Source organism: Mesorhizobium sp. M4A.F.Ca.ET.050.02.1.1 (assembly GCF_003997725.1).
Classification (GTDB): Bacteria; Pseudomonadota; Alphaproteobacteria; order Rhizobiales; family Rhizobiaceae; genus Mesorhizobium.
In genome coordinates this window covers 1-13,527 of the sequence record NZ_RZSG01000081.1, presented here as the reverse complement: position 1 = coordinate 13,527, position 13,527 = coordinate 1, and the positions used below count along the sequence as shown (strand labels likewise).

The following is a 13,527-nucleotide window of genomic DNA, read 5'->3' as shown; positions in this document are numbered from 1 at the left end:
GGTGAAGATGCGGCCGTCGTCGCCCAGGATGCCGTCCTCACCGGTACCACCGGAGATCCAGTCATTCCCCCAACCGCCGATCAAGTCGTCATTCTCGGCATCGCCGAACATCCGGTCATGGCCGCCGCCGCCATAGGCGGTGTCGTCACCGGTCTCGCCATGGAACTCATCATGGCCACCGATGTCCTGCTTGGCCCATATGCCGAATTCGCTGCGATAGGCGGGATCGTTCGGGTTGTTCTTGGAGAACAGGTCCGGACGGAAGTCCGGGCCGCCCGGCGTGTAGTCGAGCAGATGGATGCCGCGCACGACGAGACGCTCGCCACCGGCGCGCGCCGGGTCGTTCACGTCGTAATTTAACTGGACATAGAGCTGTTGGCCGGCCGTGCCGTTCGGATTGATGTCGGTGTGATTGACACCGACGATCCGCACGATGTTGCCGTTGTCGCCGATCATGGAGTCGGCATCGCGAGCAAAGCGCGAATTGATCAGCGTGCCGTCATTCGGCAAATTGTCGTCATTGCGGTCGATCTCGATGCCGGCGCCGCCGAAAATGTAGTCGTCTCCGTCGGGCCGCGCATTCGGATCAGTGAGGCTGAAGAAGGACGAGGACCCACCGATCAGATCATCCTGGCCGAGACCGCCGAATATCTGGTCGTCACCGCCGCCGCCTTCGATGTAGTCCTGGCCGTCAGTCGCCGCCGTGAAGGAGGCGATCACCGTGAGCGGACCGATCGGATCGGTGACGCCGCCGGATGTGCGCGATGCGCCGACATGCGAGGTGCCGGCAAAGGCCAGCTCGATGCCGCCGTCGCCCTGCACCACGTCATGGCCGAGCTGACCGAACAGTTCGTCATGGCCTTCGCTGCCAGCGATGTAGTCGTTACCGAAGCTGCCGACGCCGACCGTGCCCTCGTCGAAGGCGAAGGTATGCAGCGCCGCGTAGTCGACCGAATACTCGCTCCACCACGGAGCACCGTCCGGATCGCGATACCGCCGAGCGGTACTGTCGACCAGCAGCAGGCCGCTGTTGTCGGCATTGACCGTGCCGAGGCCGGCCGGCATCGGCCGGTCGGTACGGCTGTACAGCAAAGTTCCGGCCAGCGTCTGGAAGCGCAGGCTGAACGTATCGTCCAACAGGTTGCCGTCAGCGCCGCCCTGGCGCGACATGTAGACGTTGTCGCCAAAGACGCGATCGTCTTGCTGGTCACCGTCGAGCAGATCATGCCCGGCGCCGCCCACGATGACGTCGCGGTCGAGGCCGCCGAACACCACATCGTCGCCGCCATTCTGCAGTTCGGCCGATTTGACGCCGGTGACCAGCACCAGCTCGGTCGTCTGGATGCGCTGCTTCAAAGCCGACGGCAAGTTCGGATCGTCGACGAACATTTCGATCACGCCGTGATCGGCGAAGATGATGTCGTCGAAGTCGCCCAGCACGCCGGCAGCCGCGACCGAACTCGGCCCATAGCCGAGATGCGAGGCGCCATCGCCGAAGATCAGGTCGTCGCCCGCATCCATCAGGTCACGAACCGACGACTTGACCGGCTTGATCGTCGTGCCGTTGGTGTCGGTGTCCGGATTTGCCGAAGGCAACGGACTGTTATCGACCGTATCGATGAACAGCTGGCGCGTGAAGATGTTCACGTTCACGCCGCTGTCGCCATAGATGTGGTCGGTGCCGCGGTTGCCGATGATCAGGTCGTCGCCGGAACCGCCGGCAAGATGATCGCCAGCCTGGCTGCCGTAGATCGTGTCGTTGCCCGCGCCGCCATAGATCGTCAGGCCGACGCTCGGCAGGTTTGCCGATGGCGTGCCGGCGAACAAGGCGCTGGCGTCGATGATGTCGTTGCCGGCGAACTTGTAGCGATTGGCGAGCGGGAACACCCACTCGTCATCCTCATTCTCGCCGTCCTGCAGTTCCGGGAACGGATCGAACGGCTTCTCGCCGAATTCCATACCCAAAACGTTGTGCGCCTGGCCGGAATACCAGATGCCGTCCTGGCCGGTGTCGCCATAGATGACCAGCGGCGAGTTCGGTCCGGCGCCGCCGGTGACGACAATGTGGTCGCCGCCGATGCGGGCGCCGCCGTCCAGCGTGACGTCGGTACCGGAAACGGTCATCGCAACGCCGACTTTCGGCGTCAGCGCAACGCTCTGCAGGGTCATCACGGTCGCATTGAGCGCCTGGATGGTGAACGTGCCGGCAAAGCCGCTCAGTTGCACCTTCTGGCCCACATGGAAGCCATCCGCCAGCCAGCTGCCGGCGCTGCGTGTCAGGCTGTTGGTGGCGATGTTGACGGTCGCCGTCCCGGTGATGACGCGCGGCTCTGCGACGTGCAGCGAACGCTCGGCATAGATGTTGAACGCGTTGGGCGCGAGCACGGTGCCGGCTGGCTGGCCGGCGCGTGTGTTCGGTGCGCTGAGCACCAGCACACTGCCGTCACCCCATGTCAGCGCGGAGTTGGCAGGCGCCGGCAGAGTCGCGTCGGCGATCGCCAGAATGGTGCGCGTATAGGTCTCGCCCGCAAGCTGGATCACCTGGCCGACCTGATAGCGGTCCTCCGACCAGTCGCGGCCGTCCTGACGGGTGACGATGATCTGTCCACCGGTTCCGGCGGCGATGTTCATCGGGCCGGCGCTTTCCAGATACATGTTGCCGCCGCCATGAACGAGCGTCAGCCCGCCATGCTGGCCTTGCACATAGAAGCTCTTCACCGCGTCGTTTTGCGTCGCCAGCGGCGCACCTTCGAGCGTCAGCGAGAAGCCGTCTTGCGAGATCTCGATGATGCGGAAGTCGCGCTTGCCGTCGGCATCGACCATGGTCACCAGATGTCCGGCGAGGTAGCCTTCATCGGCCCAGTTGACGCCGTCCTGGCGCGTGACGATGCCGCCGGTATAGGTCGGGTCGACGTCGACTTCGGCCACCACGGTCTGCAGCACGGCATTGGTCACCGGGTTGATGCGATTGATCGTGCGCGGCGCTTCCGAGACCGGCGCGAGTTGCCCGCCGATGACGTGCATGACCGCGCCGGCGATCGCCACGATCTGATACTCGCCCTTCGCAAAATCCTCATCGATCGAGATAAAGTCTCCGACCGCAAAGCCGGCCCAGTTGCCGCCGTCGGTGCGCGTGATGATGCCACCCGCCGTCGTGCTGGCCACATCCACCGACTTGTTCGGCGTGATCACATCCTTGTCGAAAGCGGTGATCGTATGCGACCCGTCCGCCACACCGACGAGCGTCGGTCCGCCCAGAACCAGGATCGAGTTGTCATTCGGATCCGCGCCTTCGGCCGGATTGGCCGGATCGATCAGCGCATCATTGATGGCGAGGATCGTCCAGACGCCCGCCAGGTTGTCGATCTTCACCGTTTGGCCGACGAGGAAGCCCATGGCTTTCCAGTCGAAGCCGGTGCGCACGATGGTGCCGCCATTGGCTCCGGATGCCGTTACGTCGAACGTGTTCGTCACCTGAACCGGCGGCGCAGGATTGAGCGTGCCTTCGATGACGAGCTCGTCGTTGCCCTCGCCGAGCATCAGGTTGACCACCTCGATGGTGCTCTTGGTGTCGTCGGTGCCGAAATCGCCATTCGAGTCGACGCTGATGCGCCCGAAGCTGATGCCACCTGGGAAGAAGCCGGATTCACCGAAGGTCGGATCGCCGGTCACACCAAGCCCCAGGCTCAGATCGTCAGCCATGTTGAAGCCGGTGAGCGTCGTCTCGGTCATGACGCCGCCGACATCTTCCTTGCTGGTGTCGTTGAAGATGTTCAGCACGTCGATCTGCTGCGATTCCGGCGGCTGCTGGCCGATCGCGATCAGGAAGTCGTCGGCTTCGCCGGGCAGCTTGAGGCCGTTCTCGAGCGAACGGTCGGCGCCGGTGACGCCGCCCTCGACAGCCAGCGGTCCGCGCAGCTTGGACAGATAGTGACCGGAAACCGGGAAGACCTTGACGCCTTCACGAGTGATCGGCACATCGTATTCGGTGTCGGCGCGCAGCTCGATAGTCTGCTGCTGGTAGTAGTTGGCCGGCGTGAACACAGCCACGGCGGCGGTGCGAACCACACGCACGTCGTTCAGCGTGTCGCCCAGATGCGGCAGGATCTGCGCCACATTGGTGCCGGTGATCTGGATTGTGGTGTCCTTGGTGTCGTTGTCGCCGCGGATGATCGCGATCTTGAAGTCGCCGATCAGATTGTCGGTCGAGTCGAACAGGCGGATCCACTGCCCCTCGAGGAAACCGAATGCCAGCCAGCCATCGTCCTCTTCGCCAAGTCCGTCGATGGTCATCCGGTAGGTCGGAATACCTTCTTCCATGACCTGCTCGAAGCGGATATCGCCGGTGTACTCACCGTCCCGCGCCAGATCGGACAGGATGACGTCGGCCTGCGCGCCTGTCGTGGCGAACAGCTTGTCGACCTTGAAGAACTTTCCATCCGCATCGATCGAGGTGATGAAATAATCGCCGCTGTCGACGCCGGCATTGCCGATGCGTACCTGCTGGCCGACGAAGAACCCTTCATCAACGAAGCTGCCGAGATCGGCACCGACCCCGCGCGTGACCTTGCCCAGGCCACCATCGTTGGAGAAGACAAGATTGCCGTCGAATATCTGCGTTGGCCTGAGGCCGCCAATGATCTCGTACCCCGAGCCGGGCGTGACCGCGATCCCGTTGACGCTGACGACATCCGCCAGACCGTCGGTAAGCACCGCGACGTGAACGCTGGTCGACGGCGCCTTGGTCAGGCGGATCGTATAGTCGTCGGTGTCCGATCCGTCGCCGTTGAGCAGCGTATTGCCTTCACTCTCCAGCACGACCGCGCCGGCGCTGTCATTGTCGATAACGTCGATGTCGACATAGCCCGGGCCTGAGCGCAGGTTCGGGAATACGTAGTCGTGGTCGGCGTCGACCGTCAGCGCCTGGTCGAGCTGGAAGAAGATCGCCGCCGTATGCGGGTCCTCACGCGGGATGTCGTCGCGCGCTTCGATGCCGACGCGCACCGCATCGTCCCAGTTTCCGCTGTCGAAAGTAATGCGCCAGTAGCCGTCGGCACCCTTGAACATGCGGCCGTCGAGATCGTTCGGATCGTCGACGTCGTAGATCATGATGTTTTCGTCGCTGAATTCGTTGACGAACAACTTGACGACGATCGTGTCGGTCGCTTCGGGCGCCGTGGCTAGCTGTACCAGAAGTTCGTCATTCAGCTTGGTCGTGGCATTGCCTTCGATGACGAGCGAGCGGCGATCTTCGGTATTGGTGCCGGGCGCCACTTCGGTGACATAGATTCCGGGCGTGTCGTTGTCACGCAGGTCGACTTCGACGTTGCGCACATCCGCGGCGTCGAAGGGATCGCCGTCCGGATAGGCCGCCGCCAGCACTGCGGGTGCGACACCGCTGGTGTCGGAGATGACACTGTGCTGAATGACGACCACCCGATCGCCCTCGGCGCGCAGATCGTCGGGGGCGTAGAGGTACACGTTCTGCGCCGTGTCCCAGTTGGTGCTGTCGAAGGCGAGCACGATCGAGCGATCGTTGATGATCGTCGGAACGCCGTTGATCATGATGACATGCTGGAATTCGCCGTCGGTTCCCACGGCGCCGGGATCCAGCGTCGAAAGCCAGATCGTGTCGCCGATGCCATTCGGCAACGGTGCCGGGTTGATCAGGGTGCCGTCTTCTTCCTGCTGCGGCGAACGTGCCGCCGCAATCGTCACATAGACGATCTGGCCGGCCAGCGGCGCGACCGCCAGCCTGACAGTGTAGCTGTCGACATTGCGCGGTCCGCCTTCCCGAACAGCCGTGAAGCCGTCCGTTTCGTCGATGCGGACGATGCCCTCTTCGGGGCCTGCCACGTGATAGTCGAAACCGTCGACCAGGACGCCATCGTAGAGTGGATCGCCCGAGGTGACGAGGTGATCAACGGCGCCGGACGCGCCTTCGAGTTCGCGTGTGATGATGTCTTCCGTGACATCACCCGCGACATTGATCGTGTCGGAGCCCAGACCGCCGATAACGCGATAGGCCACGCCGAAAGCCGTCGACTGAACGAAGAATTCGTCGTCGCCTTCAAGTCCGTCAACCTCGACCACTTCGATCGTGGTGTAGCGAACATTGAGGCCGGCGCCGAAGATGCCCTTTTCGGTTATGGCGAAATCGTCGGCGAATTCGGTCCCGAGGATGACCAGCTTGTCGAAGCCGGTGCCGCCGTCGACCGAGACCGGCGCGTTGACATTGTATTGCACTTCGTCCTCGCCGCCGCCGGCGCGGATATCGGGCGCCCGCGCGACCGAGAAGCCGAGCCCGATGATTGGCTTGGCGACGCCAAAGTCGTCCAGCACGATGACGTCGTCGGTGTAGTCGTCCGGCGTCGAGTCAGCGTCGGCGAAATTGATCGCGCCATCGCCGTTGGTATCGAGCGTGACCGCCGGCAGGTCGTCCTGATCGATCGTGCCGTCACCGTTCCAGTCCTGGTTGGCGACCGCCGCGATGGCGAACGCGCGGACGATGAACAGGTCGTTGTTGTCGTCGCCCTCGAGCCGCAGCTCGGCCTGGTTGGAATAGACGCGGAATTCGTCGTTGCCGGTGCCGCCCTGCGCGACCATCGGCGCACTGATGCCGGGGCTCAACCAGCCGCGTGTCGTAGCCACCATGTCGGGGAACACGTCCTGGTCGAGCAGGCCGCCGCCGAAGAACGGCGTGACGCCGTTTTCCGGATCGCCGGTGCGCTTGTTGCCGAATATCTGGCCGATGTTGAAGGAGTCGTCGCCAGCGCCGCCTTGCAGCGAAACGATCGCCGAGGTGTCGTCGGAGTAGAAATTGTCGTTGCCGCCCTGCCCCTCGACGGTGATCCGGCCATTCAGCGCGGTGTCGTAATTGATGCGCGCGACCTCGTTCGAGGGCTCATTGTCCTCAATAGTGTCGGCATAGGTCTTGGGCTGCCCGTAGACCATGGCGACGTAGGCCGGACGGTCGGCGGATTCGTGCGGCAGGTAGTTGGCGCCGCGCAGGAGGAAGATGTCGTCGATCGGCTTGTTGCCGCCGACCAGACCATTCTGCGACGAGTTGTAGCCGAAGATGGTCAGTTCATCGACACCATCGATGGAGCGCCCGCTGTCGAGGATGTTGATGACGTAGTTGCGCTGGAAGTCGGTGCCTGCGGTGCCCTGGCCTGGATTGTTGGAGCCAAGGGTGTAGATCTCATAGACATCGGTGCCCGACACGCCGTCCAGCGTGAGCGTGTGCTCGGCCGCCGTCTGCATGTTCGGAGAGGTTTGCGTCGCGGTATCCTGGAGGTAGTAGACGCGGAAGCGGTCTTCGCCATCGACGTTGTTTGCATTGAGGTCCTGGCTGCCATAGGCGCGCGTCTTCGAGCCGAGGAAGACGTAGCCGGGACTGCCGAGAGTGTTTGTGCCGCCGGCACCCGAGGTGTCGCCGAACTGAATCGTGTCGACATCGGTGTTGCCGAAGATCCGGGTCAGTACGGTCGGTCCGGTGACCGGGTCGGCCGTCAATGTCGGCGTTGCCGAGCCGACCGGCGCGCCGATCGTCTTGTTGCCCGGCGTCACTGTCGCGTTGGCGACGATACGGCCACGCAGCACCATCACGGTGCCGAAGGCGACATCCAGATTGACGAGCGCATGGATGACCTCGTCGGTCGCCGACACGTCGCCATAGATGTCGATGCTCTTGGCCGCCAGCGTCTCGCTGTTGGAGTCGAGCGTCACGTCGTCGCCGACGCGCAGCAGCACGGAACCCTTTTCGGCGAAGATCTGGCCATGCGTGATGACACGCGACGCATCGGGCTGGAAGGTCGGGAAGGTCGTGCCGTCTTCCCCGAAGCGGGCGCTGCCGCTGTGCAGCAGGTCGAGGTTCTCGCCCTGAGCCGAGGTTTCGCGCACCGTGATGCGGATATCGCCATCATAGGCGTGCGCCAGCACCAGCCGCAGATTGCCGGCGGTGCCGCCGGGAACCTCCGGCGCTTCGGCCAGGTAGATGTTGTTGCCGGCTTCAAGCGCGACGTCGTCATCGCTCGAACCGCGCGATGAATCGATCTCGAGATCGTTGGTAAAGGCGCCGATGGAGCCGCCACCATTGGCGTCGAGGTCGATGGTCTGACCCATCACGTCGGCAAAGTCGTCGCCGGCGCCGTTGTTGCGTGAATCCAGGATCGAGCCTGCGACGGTCCTCAGCGACACGTCACGGGTCGTGTGGACGGTATGAACATGCATGTCGCCGACGACTTCGTCGAGGAAGATGCCCAGCGTCGAATCCGCGCTGATGTCGAAAGCTCGCAGCACGCCAAGCCCACCGACGCCATTGCGGTTATCAACGTTGATCTCGAGGAAATTGCTCGGCTCACCAATGCCGCCCAAGGGCGAGTTGATGTCAAGCAGCGTCGGGTTGAGCACCTGAGCAGCGACTTGGAAATGGGTCGGATTGAACAGCCCGACGCCAGCGGCCATGGTGATGTTGCGGCCCGAGACATCGGCCTCGATCAAGGCCGGGTCGCCATTGTCATCGCGCGCATCAAGGATGCGCCGCGGCGAATACAGCAGCACATCGGAGGCATTGGAGCGAATGCGCTCGACGCGCATGTCGCCGGTCTTTTCGGTCAGCGCGATGTAGCCGTTGGTCAGCACGTCGATGTCGCCATTGCCGGCGATCTCGGTAATGCCAAGCACGTTGACGGTGGTTGCCGCCGGCGCCGGATTGGCGGCCGCGACGATGATGTCGCCGCCAGCGACGACCGAGCCTGCTTGCAGCCCGGGCAGCGTGCGCAGGCCGGTTGTCGGGTCGAGGCCCCGGAAATCATAGGTCGACGCGACTTCCGTGTTGCCGGTGGCGAAGACGCCACGGCTCAGCGACGGGATGGCTCCCGCATCCGGCCGGAAGAAATTGTAGTAGGTCTGTCCGCCGGCAGGCAACGCCGGCGCCTTGACCAGCAGGCCGCCGGACTGACCGTCGCCGAACTGTTCAATGCTGGCTTGCAGCAGAACATCCGCCGTATTGCCGGCCTTGATCCGGTCGATCTCGACGACGTAGAAGCCGCCGGCCGGCGCCTCGCGCAGCAGCGCCTTGAGGTCGAGGCTGATGTTGCCGAGCGCGTCAGCGGTGAAGGTTTCCGCCGAAATCAGGCTGTGCAGGTCGGTCAGCGCGCCCGCCGGTGCCAGATCGATGGCCGTGCCGGCCAGGGCGTTTGCCAACGTGGTCGCCAACTTGACGCTCTGCCCATCGGGCGAAGCGATGATGTAATAGTAGCCGCCGTCGGTGAGCCCGCCGATGGTGGTGGTCACTGCATCGTAGCGCACCAACTGACCGGTATAGAAACGGTTCTCGACGCCGAGGAAGATCTGGTTCGTCAAGCCAGCGACACGGCCGGTGTCGAAGCCCATGCCGAGCGGCAGGCCGGCGCTGTCGACGATGTCGATGTTCACTCGCGTGCCGGTCGCGCCGATGTTCTCGTCGGCGCGAATGTTCAGGATGTGCGTGCGGATCAGCGACTGGCGGCCATCACTGCCGGTGACGCCGCGATCGTTGGTGGCGAGCACCGATCCGTCCGTGTTGACTATCGACGTCGTACCGATCGGGTTCTCAATCGTACCATTGATGTAGATATCGGAATGGCCACCGGTGTCGGTGATCTCGATCAGTGTCGGCGCGACTTCGCGCACCACGTTGAAGGTCAGTGTCACGCTCTGCGACGGATTGAGCCATGCCAGCGGCTGCTCGTCGGTGACGACATCGATATTGTTGATGATGATGTCCTTGTCGGACTCGTTGCGGATCGACACGCGCTGCAACGTATCGCGGAACGTCCAGGTGCCGCCTGCGCCGGTCATCGAGTTCGAATCGAAAACCACGTCGCCCGGACCCGGATTGACGATGTCGTTGACGACAATGTCGTTGCTTTGGATCGTGCTGCCTTGGCCTTCGGTGGCACTGCCGCCGCCCGCGGTGTCGTTGACCGACACTTCGACCGCGACATCGATCTCGCCGTCGGCGCCGATGACCAGTTGCTTGACGACCAGTTCGGGTGAACGGCCGGAAAGGATCAGCACGTCGGAATTGAAGTTGATCGATTGCGGCCTGTCATCCGGACTGCTGCCGCTCGACCCGCCGGCGGCGAGCGAGCGCTTGCTGTGATCGGCGTCATCCGTCTGCGAGATCGAGCCGTTCACGGTCGAGGCAAACAGGGCCAAGTGCTCGGCCGAGCTTCCAGGTTCCTGCGGATAATCCGGGTGTCCGAGCACGGCATCGTTGTTGTCGCGCGGGCCGGCTGTCACCAAGGCGCCTGCCGCGCCGAAAATCTCGGAGGAGACGTCGGTGTCGTTATGCGCGTCGGAATCGACGAAGCCGAACAGGCCCGTCGAGCGGGCATAGGATTTCGCATGCGTGACGACGTCGTTGTAGCGGGTGATGAGGTCGACACCTTCCCAACCGGTCAGGTCGGCGCCGGCATTGATCCGCACCTGCGCATCCGGCCGTGCCGTGATCGTGCTTTCCGCCTCGCCTTCGCCATAGAATCCGGCGCCGCGCCCGTCGCTGCCGGAGAAGACATGGAACTTGTCGACCCGCGCCGCAAGCGAGGTGCGCCGCGCGCTGAGCACGGCGTTGGCCGCCAGCGAGACGATGGCGTCGGCCTGGTCGGCGTCCGGATCGCCATCGGGCGTGCCAATATTGACGTGCGTGATGGCGTCGCCATCGCCGCCGAAGCCGACGCCGGAGGCAGTCGATTTGGCCGTCACATCGACGGAGGCGTTCGCCGTGCCCTTGGCCAGTTGCCCGGCCAGCACGATGGCGTTGGAGCCGATGGTAGACGTGGTGTTGTACTCGATCCGCACGTCGGTGACCGGATCGGCCAGGCCGACCGCGCCGCCGGCGCTCGACTGCGAGGACGCGCTGGTGATGGCGTTGCTCGCCGAAGCCAGCGTGAAGTTCTTGCCCGCGACGATGCGCGTGTTGTCGCTGATCGTCGCCGCGCTTGTTATGTCCTGGTAGCTCCGCGCATCGGCGTCGCCGATGGCGACGAAGCCGCCGGTGCCGTTGACCGCGTAGGAAGAGGTGTTGGTCGTCGCCGATGTGCTGACGGTGACGTCGCCCACGGTGGTGATCTGCGTCGCCGAAATCGTCGCCGAGACGTTCGGATTGCTGATGATGTCGGCGTCGTTGATCTGCACGCCGACGAAGCCGCCGCCGGACCCCTTGGCGTAGGCGGAGGATACCCCGTCGCCCGATTGCGGAGCAATTTCGCTGAGCGGAACCTCGCCCGGGCCGAAAAGGAACTGGCCCGGCGCTGCCGAGGTGGCGCCGTCGCCGATGTCGATGCGCAACTGCTGCTCGCTGTCGACATCGTCGGAGATATCGATCGCGAGTGCCGTAAGGCTGTGATTGCCGTAAGGCCCGGCCAGGCCCGTTGGCGTCAGGACGATCTGACTGCCGCCGCTCGGCGCATCCCACAACTCGAACGTGTTGTCGCCGGCGCCGCTGACGCCCCGCACATAGTAGGTCTTGCCGTCTTCCAGCCCGCCGATCGGCAGATTCTTGGCGTTGACCAGCGAATGCGTATCACTGGCGCCGACATTGAGGGCGGGATCGGCGCTGAGGCCCTTGTTCGGGTTCAGCGCGATGATCGGCTGATCGAAGGTCTTCGTCAGCGTGTCTTCGGTGACGCTGTTCGCGACGGTAAGGATCAGCGTGCTGCCGGATACGCTGGCGATCGTGAACGTGCCGGAATTGGCGCCGCCGCCGCCGATGAACAGCGTGCCGGCTGCGAAGCCGTTGTCGGCCCAGTTGAGGCCGTCAGTGCGGATGATACGGTCGCCAGCGGCATTGCGAACGAACTGCACCTCTTCGGTGATCGCGTCGTTACGCTTGAGCTGGATCGTCGAGGAATTGACGACATGCACGCGATAGGTCTGGCCGTCGACCAGGCCGCTGATCGCCAGACCCGTTCCGCCGTTCGCATTCTTGACGTCATAGACGACGTGCTCGCCCTCGGCGAAACCGTGCGCCAGCGCATTTCCATCATCGTCGAAGAAGCGGATGTTGTCGGCGTTGCTATCTGCGATTGGCGAGCCGTCGGGATTGAGGCTGTTCGAATTGACGTCCACCTGGCGACTGACGAAGGTGCGCGCGTCCGGCGCCTCATAGGTCACCGCCGTCCCGTTGACGAAGCCATGCCCGGATATGGTGATGCTGTTGCCCGCGACGTCGTCCGGCTGGAAATTCTTGAGGTAGTTCTGTGGGTTGACCGCCTTGTCGAAGGTGCTCACCAGCTTGATGTGCGACCCGTCGATGACCAGCACATAATAGAGGTTGCCCTCGGTCAGGCCAAAGCTGTCGACCGTTTCGTCCGGTCCCGGATAGTAGCGGACGGCATCGCCGCTCAGGAAATTATGGCCACCCGCGAACTCGATGATCTCGGTGTCTGGATCGATGTCGGCGGCGTTGAAGACGGAGCCGAAATAGAGCGTGTTCGGATCTGTCACGCCTGCATTGACGACATTGATCACGCTATACTGGCGGTTCACAGCCGAATCGGCCGGGTCCGGCCAGTTGAGGCCGGGAATGACGGCGCCGCCGCTTCCGGCATCATATTCGACCGTGTCGCCGGTCACCAGTCCGTGCCCGTTGACCGTGATCGTGTTGGCGGTGCCATCGACATCGAGGATCTCGTAGGTCGGTTGAACGCCGGGGATCGGCGACGCGGAGGCTTCGACCAGGATATCTCCGGTCGCATTGATCACCGCGCCCGCGCCGATCGAGCTTGCAACAGTCGGGCTGACATTGGTCGTCGCATCCGAAGCGCCAGCGCCGAAAATGCCGCCTATCGAAATACCGACAACCTTGGCGTCGCCTTCGGTTTGCGCCTGTGCCTTGAGCCGGACATTGCGCGCCGACTGGATCGAGGTGTTGTTGCCGATCGAGGCGCTGACCGACGATGGGCTGGCTGTTGCGACTGCGCTGTTGATCGTCAGCGCGCCGAGAACGCCGCCACCGGCGGCTTCAGCCACGGCGAGCGCGCCGTTGACAGCGAGGGCTTCGACCTTAATGTTGGTGACCGAGACGATGTTGGCGTTCATCGCGGCGTTGCTCTGGCCATTGGCCTCCGCTTCAGCCACGGAAGCACCGACCGCCGCGGCGCCGAACGAATTCGCTTCGGAATTGGCGACGGCATAGTTGCGAATGCGCGACTTGATGTCGATGTCACCGGTGATGGTGAATGCGCCGCCGGCACCGATCGTGGTGTTGGCAACCGCATTGGACCGCGCGGTCGGAACCGAGCCCTGGCCGCTGAACAAGCCGCCGCCGGAGGCTTCCGCATAGGCCTTCGCCCCGCGGTCGGTCGCCGTCTCGCCCTCGTAATTGTGTGACGACAGCATGACGATGCCGCCGGCGTGAATCGTCGAATTGCCGCCGATCGATGCGGCCACCGTCGGGACGACATTGACCGTCGCCAGGCTGGTGCCGGCCGCCAGCGCGCCGACCGAAAGCGCGAACACGTCGCCGGTCGCATCGTGCAG

At 63.7% G+C, this 13,527-nt stretch carries 1 pseudogene; it reads right to left on the bottom strand.

The window, feature by feature from the left end:
* Window positions 1-13,527, bottom strand: a pseudogene (locus EOA33_RS38935) (hypothetical protein); the annotation flags it as partial.